Below are 14,278 nucleotides of genomic sequence, written 5' to 3'. Positions count from 1 at the left end.
CGACCTCGCGCTCGACACGATCATCTCCATCGACATCACCAAGGGCATGGGATTCCTCACCCGGTTCGCGCTGATGCTTCCGATCAAGAAGGCTCGCGAGTCGCGCGCGGCCCTGACCGAGCGGGTGAAGGGCGCCATCTCGTGGCAGCAGCTCGTCAAGAATGAGCCGATTGCCGCATCCGTTCCTCGTCCGGGGGTCGAGGATGTCGCGCTCATCCAGTACACGAGCGGCACCACCGGCCACCCCAAGGGCGCGACCCTCACCCACCTCAACCTTGCCGCGAATGCCGCGCAGGCCCGGGCCTGGGTGCCGACCGTCGAGCGCGGCACCTCCGTCGTCTACGCGGTGCTGCCGCTGTTCCACGCCTACGGGCTCACGCTGTGCCTCACGTTCGCGATGAGCATGGGCGCCCGGCTCGTGCTCTTCCCGCGCTTCGACCCAGACCTCGTGCTCACCGTGATCAAGAAGCGGCCGCCGACGTTCCTTCCGGCTGTTCCCCCGATCTACGAGCGGCTGCAGGCACGCGCGGCGGAGAAGGGGGTGTCGCTTGCGGGCATCCAGATCGCCATCTCCGGTGCGATGCCGCTGCGCGCCTCGGTCGTGGAGCCGTGGGAGGCGGAGACCGGCGGGTTCCTCGTCGAGGGCTACGGCCTCTCAGAGACCTCGCCGGTGCTCATCGCCAACCCTGTGCACACCTCACGCGTGGCCGGCTCCGTCGGCCTTCCGCTGCCGTCGACCCTCGTGCGCGTCGTCGACCCAGACAACCCGACCGTCGAGGTTGCCCCAGGCGAGCGCGGCGAGCTCGTGGTCAAGGGACCCCAGGTCATGAGCGGCTACTGGAACAAGCCGAACGAGACGGCAGAGGTCTTTGCCGACGGTTGGTTCCGCACCGGCGACATCGTCACCATCGACGAGAAGGGCTTCGTCTACGTCGTCGACCGCATCAAGGAGCTCGTGATCACCGGCGGCTTCAACGTCGCGCCGAGCGAAGTGGAGGAGGCGCTCAACAAGTTCCCCGGCGTCGCAGAGGTCGCCGTGCTCGGCATGCCGAGCGACCACAGCGGGGAGGATGTCGTTGCCGCGATCGTGCTCGAGCCCGGCGCCTCGCTCGACGAGAAGGCGATCACGGCCTTCGCCCGCGAGACGCTCGCGGCCTACAAGGTGCCACGCCGATTCGTCGTGGTGGAGGCGCTGCCCAAGTCGATCATCGGCAAGGTGCTGCGCCGCAAGCTGCGCGACGAGCTGCTGGCTGGGGGCTAGGGCCGCAGCAGCACCTTGATGGCGCGGCGCTCGTCCATCGCGGCGTAGGCCTCGGCGACCTCCGCGAGCGGCAGCTCGAGGTCGAACACCCGGCCGGGATTGATGCGGCCGTCGAGCACCTCTGGCAGCAGCTCGTCGATGTAGTTGCGCACGGGGGCGACCCCGCCGTTGACCCCGATGTTCGTGCCGAACATCACGCCGATCGGCAGCTCTGGGCCGCCGTTCGGCACACCCACGTAGCCGACCATCCCGCCGGGTCGCGCGGAGCGCAGCGCCTGGTCCATTGACTCCTTCGTGCCGACGCACTCGAGCACGCAGTCGGCGCCGATGCCGTCGAAGAGCGCCTTGACGGCCTTCGCGCCCTCAGCTCCGCGGGCCTCGACGATGTCGGTGGCGCCAAACTCCCGCGCGAGGGCCGAGCGCTCCGGGTTGCGCGACATGGCAACGATCCTGGATGCACCCAGCCGTCTGGCTGCGAGCACCGCACACAGGCCGACCGCTCCATCCCCTACGACGACGACCGTCGAGCCGACGGTCACCCCGGCGGACACGGCCGCATGGTGCCCCGTGCCCATCACGTCGGCGAGGGTCAGCAGGCTCGGCACGAGCGCGGGGTCTGGCTGCGATGGAGTCGCGACCAACGACCCGTCGGCGTGTGGCACCCGCACGCGCTCACCCTGGGCGCCGTCGGCGAACCCGCCGTGTCTGTCGTCGGAGCCCCACCATCCACCGTCCAGGCACGAGGTGCTGACCCCGTTCTGGCAGTTCACGCAGGTCATGTCGCAGTCGTAGAAGGGGGCGATGACGAAGTCGCCGACCTTGACCTTCGACACGGCGGCACCGACCGACTCGACGATGCCGACGAACTCGTGCCCGATGCGCCGCGGCTTCGGGGTGTCGGTGACGCCGCGGTACGGCCACAGGTCGGAGCCGCAGACGCACGCCGCGACGACGCGCACGATCGCGTCGATGCCGGAGTCGGTGAGGTGCGGATCGGCAACCTCCTCGAGTCGAACGTCGTGGTCGCCGTGGATGATCGTCGCAAGCATGGTTCGAGCCTACGCGCGCCGCGACGCCGAGGCCTCGTGCGTCGGGCGTCGCGGTCGGTTCTCGCGGGCAGAAGCGACCGCACGGCCCGACTCATCGAGAATGAGAGCATGAGCGACACCCCACCGAACTCCGACACCGCCTTCCTCGACGGGGCCGCGGAGGCGGCCGGCATCATCCTCGACCGCATGCTCGGTGCGATGACCTCGGAGCGCGGCGTGCACGTCGAGTCCCTCTTCACGGCGCTGGGAGCCCATGCCGGTCACGCCTGCCAGCTGGCCGCTCTCGACGCACTCGCGACCGGGCATCCCGACTACGCCGGCCTCAGCTACATCGAGGTGTCCGGCGCCAACGGCGACGAGTACCTGTTCGGCGACGCCATCAACCGACCGCTCGCCGAGCACCGCTACTCGTTCTGGGAGCTTGTCGGCACGAAGGTGCGCGAGCTCAGCGGAGAGGTTCCCGATGCGAACGAGTACTTCGCGCACAGCGCCGCCACCGTCGGCGGCGACCAGTTCGGCCTGCCGAGGTACGCAGAGGGCTCCGCCGCCGACGACACCCCGCGCGGCTACCTCCCGTCGTTCGACGTGCTGCTGCCAAGCATCAGGGCCAGCGCGCCAGACCCGCAGCAGTGGCCCGTCGCCTACGGCATTGCCGTGCGCAGCGCGCTCGACCTCACTCGAGGTCAGTTCGACTACGCCGTGCTCACCCGCATAGTCATGGACAGCGCAATCGCGATGTCGAAGCTGCGCGCCTAGCCGCAGCACGCTCGCCGCCCCAGAAACAGTTTCGCCGCCCCAACTGCAACTCCGTCCCCGAGCCCGCAGCTGGAGCTACGGGGAGGGGTGAGCTAGGCGGCGGCGTCGTCGAAGCGCTTGACCGTGAGGTCGTCGCCGACGAGGTCGACCATCACCGTGTCGCCATCGCGGATGTCTCCGGCCAGGAGCGCTCGCGCCAGTCGGTCGTCGATCTCGCGCTGCATGAGCCGTCGAAGCGGCCGCGCCCCGTAGTTGAGGTCGAAGCCGCGATCGGCGAGCCAGGCGCGCGCACTCGGCGTGACAGCCAGCTGCAGCCGCCGCTCGACGAGCCGCTTCTCGAGCCGGTCGATGTAGAGCGACACGATCTGGCCGAGGTCGTCCTGCGTCAGTGGGGCGAACACCACGATGTCGTCGAGGCGGTTGACGAACTCCGGCTTGAACGCCTGGCGAACGAGTGCATTCACCGAGTCGGTCTTCTCCGTCCAGCTGAGGGCCGGGTCGGTGAGGAACTGGCTGCCGAGATTGGAGGTCAGGATGAGGATGACGTTGCGGAAGTCGACGGTGCGGCCCTGTCCATCCGTGAGTCGTCCGTCGTCGAGCACCTGCAGCAGGATGTCGAAGACCTCTGGGTGCGCCTTCTCGATCTCGTCGAGCAGGATCACGCTGTACGGCCGACGCCGAACGGCCTCGGTCAGCTGTCCGCCCTGCTCGTAGCCGACGTAGCCGGGAGGGGCTCCGACGAGCCGCGACACGGCGAACTTCTCGCCGTACTCGCTCATGTCGATGCGCACGAGCGCCTTCTCGTCGTCGAAGAGGTACTCCGCGAGCGCCTTCGCGAGCTCCGTCTTGCCGACACCGGTCGGGCCGAGGAACAGGAAGGAGCCGGTGGGCTTGGCGGGGTCGGAGATGCCGGCGCGCGAGCGGCGCACCGCCTCGGAGACGGCCTTGACCGCATCCTTCTGCCCGATGAGTCGCTTGCCGAGCTCCGTCTCGAGGCTGAGCAGTCGCTCGGTCTCGCCCTGCTTGAGCTTCGCCACGGGAATGCCCGTCCATGCGGCCACGACGGCCGCGATGTCCTCGTCGGTCACCTGGTCGTTGACCATGCGCGGTCCGAGCTGCTCGACCTGCTCCGCCTCGGCAATCGCCTTCTCGATCGAGGGGATGACCTCGTAGTTGAGCTTCGACGCGTGCTGCCAGTCCTGGTCGCGCATCGCGCGGTCGCGGTCGATCTCAGCCTGGTTGAGCTGGCTCTTGAGGTCGCCGACGCTGTGAAGGCTCGACTTCTCTGCCTGCCAGCGACGCTCGAGCGTGTCGAGCTCCTGCTGGCGGGTGTTCATGTCGATGCGCAGCTTCTCGAGCCGGTCTTTCGAGGCCGAGTCCTTTTCCTTCTTGAGCGCGAGCTCTTCGATGCGCAGTCGGTCGACGCTGCGCTTGAGCTCGTCGATCTCTACGGGAGAAGAGTCGATCTCCATCTTGAGCCGGGAGGCCGCCTCGTCGATGAGGTCGATCGCCTTGTCTGGAAGCTGCCGGGCGGAGATGTACCGGTTGCTGAGGGATGCCGCGGCAACGAGGGCGCTGTCGGCGATCGTCACCTTGTGGTGGGCCTCGTATCGCCCCTTGAGCCCGCGCAGGATGGCAACCGTGTCCTCGACCGACGGCTCGCCGACGAAGACCTGCTGGAAGCGGCGCTCGAGTGCGGCATCCTTCTCGATGTACTGGCGGTACTCGTCGAGCGTCGTCGCGCCGATGAGGCGCAGCTCGCCGCGGGCGAGCATGGGCTTGAGCATGTTGGATGCCGCAACAGAGCCCTCGCCGCCACCCGCACCCATGAGGGTGTGCAGTTCGTCGACGAAGGTGATGATCTCGCCCTCTGCCTCGTTGATCTCGGCGAGAACCGCATTGAGGCGCTCCTCGAACTCGCCGCGGTACTTGGCGCCGGCCACCAGCGCCGCGAGGTCGAGGGAGACGAGTCGCTTGTTCTTCAGAGAGTCGGCAACGTCGCCCGCGACGATGCGCTGGGCGAGACCCTCGACGACAGCGGTCTTGCCGACGCCGGGCTCGCCGATGAGCACGGGGTTGTTCTTGGTGCGGCGGGTGAGCACCTGGCTGACGCGACGGATCTCGGCGTCTCGACCGATCACCGGATCGAGCTTGCCGCTGCGCGCAATGGCGGTGAGATCGACGCCGTACTTCTCGAGCGCAGTCTTCTGCTCTTCGTCGGTGCCGGGGGCACCCTGCATGTTGGCCACGGAGCGCTAGCCCTTTCGCTGACTGTGATCTGGCAGAGTTGAGTTTGATCGACTCAAGTTTACGCGGTCGATGGATGCGTCGCCACGCCCTATCGCTCCTAGCGAACCATTAAGGAACATTCAGCTGCCACCCTTTCGCGACACCGTCACCATGAACTTCTCTGTGTGCGTGACGAGATCGGTCGGACCGACCATCCTCGCGAGAGCCTGCCGGTAGCCAAGATGCGAGTTGAAGACCGTCCAGAGCTCGCCACCGGGCTTCAGAACACGGGCAGCATCGGAGAACAGGCGGTGGGCTGGCCCGGTGTGAACGACCGCGCCGATGTGGAACGGTGGGTTCAGCAACACGACATCTGCCGAGGCGTCGGGCTGGCTCACGAGGCCGTCGTCGCGAACGACGCTGATGCGGTCGGCCAGGTGGTTGAGCTCAGCGGTGAGGGAGGCTGAGGCGACGGCCGCGGCCGACTGGTCGGTCGCGATGACGCGCAGGCCCGGTCGAAGACGCGCGATGGATGCCGCAAGCACGCCAGAGCCGCAGCCCAAGTCGATCGCGACACCGGTCGTCGGCCCCACCGTGCGAAGCGCACCGAGCAAAACCCGGGTGCCGATATCGATCGAGGATCCGGCGAAGACCGCACCATGCGCCCCGACCCACAGGTCGATGTCACGGTGGAACTCTGTAACGGGAAACCGCGGCTCTGCGACGGCGCGAGGACCGCGAAGGGTGAAGGCCCGTGACTTCTGCTGCGCGAGCGACACATCGAGCGATTCGAAGAAGCGCAGCATGACCGGGTTCATCGTCGGCGTCAGGTGCTTGATACGCCCACCCGCGATGACGGTGACCGCCGGGTCGGCGAAGCGCGCGATCGCGTCGAGCACCTCCTCAAGCTCGTCGAGACCGCGGGGAAGCTGCAGCAGCACGAGGGTCGCACCCGCGAGCAGCGACGACCCCAGCGGATGGTTCTCGAATCCACCCGCTCCGGCGGCGTTGGCTGCCAGAGCGAGCTCGCCGACGAGGTCGTCCTGGTGCACGCGAACAGCCCGTGCCCCGAGCGAGACTGCACCGAGAGTGAGGGCACCGTAGTTGTCGCCGACCACCGCGACAGAGCCAGGTGCGGCATCCGCGATCAATGGCGCTGCCAGCTCGAGGATGAGCCGGTCGCTCGCGTCGAAGGCGAAGAGGTTGTCTGCCTCGATGTCGGGCCAGCGCCGCAGCGCGTCGAAGTCAATCATCGGCGAGCACCGCCAGAAACAGGTCGCGGGTGCGCCCCATCGACATCTCCTTGCCATGGGCCACAGCCCAGTCGTATGCGCCGCGCGAGAGCTCGGCGAGACGATCGGCGTCGCCGATGACCGAACCGACAGCAGCACCGAGCGCCTCGTAGTCGCCCGCGGGCACGAGCAGGCCGTTGACGCCCTCGACGATCGTCTCAGCCGGGCCGTAGCTGATGTCGTAGGAGACGATCGGGCAGCCGCGCGAGAAGGCCTCGAGCACCACGAGGCTGTGCCCCTCGTAGTTGCTCGACACCACCAGCAGCCCGGCCGTGAGCAGCACCTCCGACGCGTTCGCCCGGTAGCCCATGAGCGTGACGCTGTCGCCGACACCGAGCTCGGCGATGAGCGACTCGAGCGCGCCGCGCTGCACACCCTCGCCGTAGATCTGCAGCCGTGCGCTCGGTCGAGCCGCGAGCACGGTCGGCCAGGCCCGGATGGCGTGCGCTATGCGCTTCTGCTCTGCGAGCCGGGCGACCATGACGGCGAGGTCTGGATCCCGGTCGGCAGTCGGCGGGAACTGCGCGAGCGGCTCAGCGGGGTGGGGGATCACGACGGCGCGACGATGGGCGCCGAACCGGCGCTCTGCATCCTGTCGCTGCTGGTCGGTGAGCCAGATGATCGCGTCATAGCCGTCGATGGTGTCGAACCAGCCCGTCCAGGTCTCGTCCATCGGCGAGTCCCAGTGGTGCGGGGCGGCCGTATGGGCGTTGTGCACGGTGTGCACGAGCGCGTAGTCGCGGGGGCCGATCAGCATCTCCCCAACCTGCCGCGCCTCGACCACGACGACCGCTGGGCCGTCGACCTGCGCGACGAGATGGTTCATCCACGCCTGGTACAGCTGCGCGAACCCGTGCAGCTGTCCGATGACCTTCCCGTCGTCGAAGACGTCGATGAGGATCACACTGCGCCACCAGTCGGCCCTCCCGGAGATATAGGGAAGGCGGAACAGCGGCTGCCCATTGCGGTCGAGGAAGTCGGTGTGGGTGATGACGCCGTCGGCGCCGGTGGCGATGGTGCGCCATGGACGGCCGTCGGCATCCAGGTCGGTCGTCTCGGTGACAGACGCCGTCGAAATCGCGGGGGACTCGACGGGCGCGACCACCGAGCGGATGATCGACGGCTCGTTGCGTAGGTCTTGGTAGAGGCTGCGAATGACCGTGGCCTCTGTCGCCAGCCCGAGCTCGACGAACTCGCGGGTGTAGCACTCGTAGTCGGGGGAGAAGTCGAACGCCAGCAGCACGGGCTGCACACCGCCGACCTCGGCAAACTGCAGCGCTCTGCGCATCGTGGCGACGGTGTACCCGCCGTCGAGGCCTGGGCGCAGTCGGCTGCTCGCGATGAAGTAGGAGGCTGGGGGGAACGCCAGCTCGGTCACATCCTGGTCACTCACTCGGCGGCACCTGCCGCCGCAGTGGGTTCCACAGCACGACCTGGTTCGAGCGCTCGCCGCGCGAACCGGAGCGCAGCGGAACGATGTCGCCGTGCGATCCGGCGGCGAAGACGCGGCGGCCCGAGCGGGCGAGCATCTCGTTGGCGAGGGCGTGCTCCAGCTGGCTCACCCGCCGCGTCGACTCGGTCAGCGCGTTCTCCAGGGCGATGATGCGCTGGATGCCGATGAGATTCAGCCCCTCAGCGCTCAGTGCCGCAATCTCCCGCAGCTGCGCCACGTCGCGCATCGAGTATCGCCGTGACTTGCCTGCCGTGCGCGTTGGACTCACCAGGCCGAGCCTGTCGTACTGGCGCAGTGTCTGCGGGTGCATGCCCGCGAGCTCTGCCGCGACCGCGATCGCGAAGACCGGGGAGTTCTCGTCCATCGCTACGACCGCGCCCTCGCGAGCAGCTCGGTGCGGGGGTTCTCCTCTGGCATGGCCTTGGCGAACGCCTGAAGCGCCGTGGCGGCCTCGCCGGGCAGGTGGCTCGGCACCGCGACCTGCACGGTTGCGAGCAGGTCGCCGACGCCCTTGGCCGAGGTGACGCCGCGACCCTTGACCCGCAGCACGCGACCGCTCGGGGTGCCGGGAGCGACGCGCAGCTTCACGGGGTCACCCCCGAGGGTCGGAACCTCGATCGTCGCACCGAGCACGGCCTCGACGAAGGTGACAGGAACGTCGACGCGAAGGTTGAGGCCATCGCGCTCGAAGACCGGGTGCTTTCTCACCTCGACGGTGAGCACGAGGTCGCCGGGCTGCCCGCCATCCTGGCTCGGCTCTCCCTTGCCCTTGAGCTTGATCTTCTGCCCGTCGGCGACCCCGGCCGGAATCTTGGCCGTGATCGTTCTGCCGTTGGCCTGCTCGAGCTTGACGGTGTCGCCCTGAATCGCGGTGATGAAGTCGAGGGCAACGGTCGTGGTGAGGTCGCGCCCCTTGGTCGGCCCGCCGAACCCGCCGAAGCCGCCCGTCGGGGTGCCGAACATGCCACCGAAGAGGTCTTCGAACTGCGCGTTGCGACCGCGCTGCCTCGCGTTGCCGGCACCACCGCCGAACATGCCGCCGAAGACATCCTCGAAGCCGCCCGGCTGACCGGGGCGACCGCCGGCGCTGAAGCGCGCGCCGCTGCCCATCGCCCGCATCTGGTCGTACTCTCGTCGCTGCTCCGGGTCGGAGAGCACGGAGTTCGCCTCGCTGATCTCCTTGAACTTCGCCTCTGCCGCAGCGTCACCGGGATTGGAGTCGGGGTGGAACTGCCGCGCGAGCTTGCGGTACGTCTTCTTCAGGTCCGCGTCGGAGACGTCTTTCGAGACACCGAGAATCTTGTAGAAGTCCTTGTCGAACCAGTCCTGGCTAGCCATCGGCGTGGTTTCAGGACTCTGGCGTCGAGACGGCGACCTTGGCGGCGCGGATCAGCCGCTCCCCGAGCGCGTAGCCGGGGTCGATCACGTCGGCGACCGTCTCCACCGTCACGCCGGCTGTCGGCAGCTGAACGACCGCCTCATGCTGGTGTGGGTCGAAGGGCTCGCCGACGACGCCGACCGTGCGAAGGCCGTAGCGCTCGAGGCTCGAGCGCAGCTTGGTCGCCACGATCTCGAGCGGGCTTCCCTCGAGATCGCCGTGCTTCTCTGCTCTCGACAGGTCGTCGAGTGCAGGAAGGAGCGACCGGATGACGTCGGCGATCACCGCATCGCGGTTGGCCGCGCGGTCGCGCTCCACCCGGTTGCGGAAGTTGACGAGCTCGGCCTGGGCGCGCAGCATGTCTGATCGCATCTCTGCGACGAGATCCGTCGCAGCGACGTCGAGCAGCGCCGCGTCCTCCGGGCTCAGCGGCTCGGCCTCGGCCAGTCCGTCGAGCACCTCGTCGATGACAGCATCTGCATCTGGCTCCGGTGTCGGCTCGTCCTCCGCCGCGACGTTGATGTCGTGCACGATCGGATCCACCGCCTCGGGGGTGTTGTCGTCTTCCGGCTCCGGGTCCTGCCCCTTGCCACTCCTCGGGTGGGTGGCCATGGCTACTTGGTGCCGGTCTCTGGCTCGTCCTCGACGACCTCGGCATCGACGATGTCCTCGTCGCTGCCAGCCGTCGGGGCCTCGTCTCCGGTGCCAGCCGACGCGGTGGCGCTCTGGGCGTAGAGTGCCTCGCCGATCTGCTGCTGGCTCTCCGCGAGCTTGTCGGCAGCAACCTTGACCGCTGCCTCGTCATCGCCCGCGAGCGCGGTCTTCAGTGCGTCGACGTCGGCCTGCACGTTCGTCTTCACGTCATCCGGAAGCTTGTCGGCGTTATCGGCGATGAGCTTCTCTGTCGAGTACGCGAGCTGCTCTGCCGTGTTGCGGATCTCGGCCGCCTCGCGGCGCGCCTTGTCTTCTGCGGCGTGCTCCTCGCCCTCGCGGACCATACGCTCGATGTCCTCCTTGGAGAGCGACGAGCCGCCGGTGATCGTGATGGACTGCTCCTTGCCGGTTCCCTTGTCTTTCGCGGAGACCTGCACGATGCCGTTGGCGTCGATGTCGAAGGTCACCTCGACCTGGGGAATTCCGCGCGGGGCCGGTGCGATGCCCTGCAGCTCGAAGGTTCCGAGGTTCTTGTTGTCGCGGGTGAAGTCGCGCTCGCCCTGGAAGACCTGGATGGCCACCGACGGCTGGTTGTCGTCCGCGGTCGTGAAGGTCTCACTGCGCTTCGTCGGAATAGCCGTGTTGCGGTCGATGAGGCGCGTCATGATGCCGCCCTTGGTCTCGATGCCGAGGCTCAGCGGGGTGACGTCGATGAGCAGAACGTCTTTGCGCTCTCCCTTGAGAACGCCGGCCTGCAGGGCGGCGCCAACGGCGACCACCTCGTCGGGGTTGACGCCATTGTTGGGCTCCTTGCCGCCGGTGAGCGTCTTGACGAGCTCGACGACTGCTGGCATGCGGGTCGATCCACCGACGAGCACGACGTGTGCGACATCGGCGATCGATACCCCGGCCTCGCGCACGACATCCTGGAACGGCTTCTTGGTGCGCTCGAGCAGGTCTTTCGTGAGCTCCTCGAACTTGGCGCGGGTCAGGCTCTCGTCGAGGTTGGCCGGGCCGTTCTCGGTGAGCGAGAGGTATGGCAGCTGGATGTTGGTGCTGGCCGACGAGGACAGCTCCTTCTTCGCCTGCTCAGCCGCCTCCTTGAGGCGCTGCTTGGCGATCTTGTCCTTCGAGACGTCGACGCCGGTGGTCTCCTTGAAGCGGGTGATCAGGTAGTCGACGATGCGCTGATCCCAGTCGTCGCCGCCGAGGCGGTTGTCACCAGCGGTCGAGCGCACCTGGATGGTGGAGAAGTCGTCGTCCTTGCCGACCTCGAGGAGGCTGACGTCGAAGGTTCCGCCACCGAGGTCGAAGACGAGGATGAGCTCGTCGGCCTTACCGCGGTCGAGGCCGTAGGCGAGGGCTGCGGCGGTCGGCTCGTTGATGATGCGCAGCACGTTAAGACCGGCGATCTCACCGGCGTCCTTGGTGGCCTGGCGCTCTGCGTCGTTGAAGTAGGCGGGAACGGTGACGACGGCGTCGGTGACCGGCTCGCCGAGGTACTGCTCTGCATCGCGCTTGAGCTTGGCGAGGATGCGGGCCGAGATCTCCTGCGGCGTGTACTTCTTGCCGTCGACATCTGTCGTCCACGTCGTTCCCATGTGGCGCTTGACGCTCGAGATGGTGCGGTCGACGTTGGTGACTGCCTGGCGCTTCGCGGTCTCGCCGACGAGAACGTCGCCATCCTTCGTGAAGGCAACGACCGACGGGGTCGTGCGGAACCCCTCGGCGTTCGCGATGACGGAGGGCTCGCCGCCCTCGAGTACTGCGACGACGGAGTTGGTGGTGCCGAGGTCGATGCCTACTGCTCTTGCCATGGAAGGGGTCTGCTTTCTATCTGCGATGCACTACGGCGGTGTTGCTGGAGATGCGGCGGGTTGAGTTGCGCCTTATCAAGTTTGAAACCTCGCGCGCATCGTGTCAAGTTCTGAGCCTGAAAGTTGAGTGGTAATGGCTCAACCCTGATGCCGCACCCCGAAAAGGTGGATACCCGCCGTTCACTCCCCCCGACTAGCCTGTGACCATGACGGACAATGGCGCCCCGAAGCAGCCCGCGAAGAAGATCCCCACCGCAGCGAACTCCCTCGCGGTTGGCGTCGTCGCCCTCGACCTCCAAGCCGACACGGTCGTTCCCCGCAAGCAGGTGGTGTCGTGGGCACTGTGGGACTGGGCGACACAGCCGTTCAACTCCGTCATCCTCACCTTCGTCTTCACCGCGCTCTACCTCACCACCGACGCGTTCCTTCCCGCCGACGTTGCTGCGCTCGGCGAGGATGCCGACGCCTACCAGCGCGGCATCGCCGGCCTGTCGAGCACGTACGGCTACGTTCTCGGTGCGGCGGGAATCCTCGTCGCCCTTCTCGCTCCGGTGATCGGGCAACAGACCGACGCCTCCGGTCATCGCAAGCGCTGGCTCGTCATCGGCACCACCCTCATGGTCGTGTGCACCGCCGGGCTCTTCTTCGTGCAGGCCTCCCCCGTCTTCTTCCTCCTTGGCGTGTGGCTCATCGCGATCGGCAGCGTCGCCAGCGAGATCGCCGGCGTCAACTACAACGCCATGCTCGCCCAGGTATCCACTCGCAAGACGGTCGGCCGCATCTCCGGACTCGGATGGGGCCTCGGCTACCTCGGCGGAATCGTCGCCCTGATCATCGTGGTCGTCGTGACCCAGCTCGACTGGTTCGGCATGGACACCTCCAACGGCATGGCCTTCCGAGTCATCGCCATCGGCTGCGCGGTGTGGACCGTGGTCTTCGCCATCCCGATCGTGCTCAACGTGCCAGAGAACACACCGGCCCCCGGGCGCGAGCGGGTCAACTTCTTCGCCGCCTACGTCGTGCTCGTCAAGGACATCGCACGGCTGTTCCGCGAGTCGCGCCAGACCTTCTGGTTCCTCATCTCCGCGGCGATCTACCGCGACGGCCTCGCCGGCGTCTTCGCCTTCGGCGCGATCATCGCTGCCGGCACCTTCCGGTTCACGAGCAACGAGGTGCTCATCTTCGGCATCGCCGCCAACCTCGTTGCCGGCATCTCCACAATCGTCGCCGGCCGCTTCGACGACTTCTTCGGTCCGCGTGCGGTCATCATGTTCTCGCTCATCGGTCTCGTCGTCGCGGGCACCGCGACCTTCGCGCTGCACGACGCCGGCAAGATCGTGTTCTGGATCGCGGGCCTGCTGCTCTGCGTCTTCGTCGGCCCGGCTCAGGCCGCCAGCCGCTCGCTGCTCACGCGCGTCACCCCTCTCGGTCGCGAAGGCGAGATCTTCGGCCTGTACGCGACGACCGGCCGCGTGGCCAGCTTCCTCTCCCCGATCGCGTGGGCGACCTTCATCGCCATCGGCGGCTACCAGTACTGGGGCGTGCTCGGCATCGTCGCCGTCATCGCCATCGGCCTCGTCTGCATGTTCTTCGTGAAACTGTCGCCGCGCGCAGAGCGCTGACGGCGGTCGGCGCTAGCGTCGACCCATGACTACGCAGACAGAGAAGGCAGTACTCCTCAACGAACTCCACGTGCCCGGCACGCCGCTCATCCTGACGAACGTGTGGGATGCCGTCACCGCCCGCATCGTCGCGGCAGCACCAGGGGTGAAGGCCATCGCCACGGCGAGCCACTCGGTGTCGTTCGCGCACGGGGTGGAGGACGGCGAGGGGCTCAGCATTGCGCAGGCGCTCTCGGTCGCGAGCCTCGTCTCCGACGCCGTCGAGCTGCCCGTGACCATCGACTTCGAGAAGGGCTACTCTGCCGACGCCGCTGGCGTGCAGGCCAACGTCGAGAGCCTCATCGCCACGGGTGCCGTCGGCCTCAACATCGAGGACAGCGTGGGGGCGACGAAGGCTCCGCAGTTTCCGATCGAGGTTGCCGCGGCCCGCGTCGCGGCCGCACGGGCGGCTGGGGCTGCCACCGGCATCCCCGTCGTCATCAACGCGCGCGTCGACACGCTGGCCGGCGGCGGAGACTGGAACGAGGCTGTCGCTCGCGCCAACGCCTACCTCGAGGCGGGCGCCGACTGCATCTTCTTCCTCGGGCTCTCGACAGAGCAGCTCGTCGAGCGCGCGATCGCCGAGGTCAACGGCAGGGTTTCTGTCATCGGCCACCCCGGTGCGGTCGCACTGACGAGGCTCGCAGAGCTCGGAGTCTCGCGGGTGAGCTTCGGGCCGTTCATGCTCGGCCTCACCCTCGCGCACCTGCAGGCGGCAACCACGCAGC

Annotated in this window: 12 protein-coding genes; 4 read left to right on the top strand and 8 right to left on the bottom strand. The window is 67.7% G+C overall.

All coding sequences use genetic code 11. The annotated features are described in order from the left end of the window. Positions 1 to 1,261, top strand: a 1,261-nt coding sequence (locus AC14A7_RS04720; RefSeq protein WP_484006736.1) for an AMP-binding protein, incomplete at its 5' end; no start/stop codon positions are given. On the opposite strand, the gene AC14A7_RS04715 is transcribed toward AC14A7_RS04720, so the two are convergent. Continuing rightward, positions 1,258 to 2,310 (bottom strand): zinc-dependent alcohol dehydrogenase family protein, encoded by a 1,053-nt coding sequence (locus AC14A7_RS04715; RefSeq protein WP_484006735.1) that lies wholly within the window; start codon positions 2,308 to 2,310, stop codon positions 1,258 to 1,260. The two genes, AC14A7_RS04720 and AC14A7_RS04715, sit on opposite strands and share 4 nt — an antisense overlap. A 108-nt stretch (positions 2,311 to 2,418) precedes the next feature. On the opposite strand from AC14A7_RS04715, the gene AC14A7_RS04710 reads away from it, so the two are divergent. Further along, a complete protein-coding gene (locus AC14A7_RS04710; RefSeq protein ID WP_484006734.1) occupies positions 2,419 to 3,066 on the top strand; it encodes a hypothetical protein in 648 nt (215 codons plus the stop codon). 92 nt (positions 3,067 to 3,158) lie between these two features. Here the strand turns inward: AC14A7_RS04710 and AC14A7_RS04705 are convergent, their stop codons facing one another. From AC14A7_RS04705 to dnaK, 7 genes are all read right to left on the bottom strand, one after another. Continuing rightward, a complete protein-coding gene (locus AC14A7_RS04705) occupies positions 3,159 to 5,315 on the bottom strand; it encodes an ATP-dependent Clp protease ATP-binding subunit (RefSeq protein ID WP_484006733.1) in 2,157 nt (718 codons plus the stop codon). Positions 5,316 to 5,435: 120 nt separating this feature from the next. Next, a complete protein-coding gene (locus tag AC14A7_RS04700) occupies positions 5,436 to 6,548 on the bottom strand; it encodes a class I SAM-dependent methyltransferase (protein WP_484006732.1) in 1,113 nt (370 codons plus the stop codon). Then, complete coding sequence (locus AC14A7_RS04695; protein ID WP_484006731.1) at positions 6,541 to 7,980, bottom strand: glycosyltransferase; 1,440 nt, start codon at positions 7,978 to 7,980, stop codon at positions 6,541 to 6,543. The genes AC14A7_RS04700 and AC14A7_RS04695 overlap by 8 nt, the downstream gene beginning before the upstream one ends. Next, the gene (locus AC14A7_RS04690) at positions 7,973 to 8,404 is read right to left on the bottom strand and encodes a heat shock protein transcriptional repressor HspR (RefSeq protein WP_484006730.1); all 432 of its coding nucleotides are present in this window, start codon (positions 8,402 to 8,404) and stop codon (positions 7,973 to 7,975) included. Before AC14A7_RS04690 ends, AC14A7_RS04695 begins: the two co-directional genes overlap by 8 nt. Positions 8,405 to 8,406: 2 nt before the next feature. Beyond that, on the bottom strand, positions 8,407 to 9,378 hold the full coding sequence (locus AC14A7_RS04685; protein ID WP_484006729.1) for a DnaJ C-terminal domain-containing protein: 972 nt from the start codon (positions 9,376 to 9,378) through the stop codon (positions 8,407 to 8,409). A 10-nt stretch (positions 9,379 to 9,388) separates the two neighbouring features. Then, positions 9,389 to 10,030, bottom strand: a complete 642-nt coding sequence (locus tag AC14A7_RS04680) for a nucleotide exchange factor GrpE (RefSeq protein WP_484006728.1) — start codon at positions 10,028 to 10,030, stop codon at positions 9,389 to 9,391. Between the two features lie 2 nt (positions 10,031 to 10,032). Next, entirely contained in the window at positions 10,033 to 11,889 is a 1,857-nt protein-coding gene (dnaK, locus tag AC14A7_RS04675) for a molecular chaperone DnaK (RefSeq protein WP_484006727.1), read from the bottom strand. A gap of 206 nt (positions 11,890 to 12,095) precedes the next feature. Here dnaK and AC14A7_RS04670 point away from each other — a divergent pair, with 206 nt between their 5' ends. Both AC14A7_RS04670 and AC14A7_RS04665 read left to right on the top strand, forming a co-directional pair. Then, on the top strand, positions 12,096 to 13,511 hold the full coding sequence (locus AC14A7_RS04670; RefSeq protein WP_484006726.1) for an MFS transporter: 1,416 nt from the start codon (positions 12,096 to 12,098) through the stop codon (positions 13,509 to 13,511). Between the two features lie 25 nt (positions 13,512 to 13,536). Further along, positions 13,537 to 14,278: isocitrate lyase/PEP mutase family protein (locus tag AC14A7_RS04665; RefSeq protein ID WP_484006725.1), on the top strand; the 742-nt coding region annotated here is incomplete at its 3' end.

This window comes from Conyzicola sp. (genome assembly GCF_057073975.1).
This window is presented reverse-complemented; position numbering and strand designations above follow the sequence as displayed.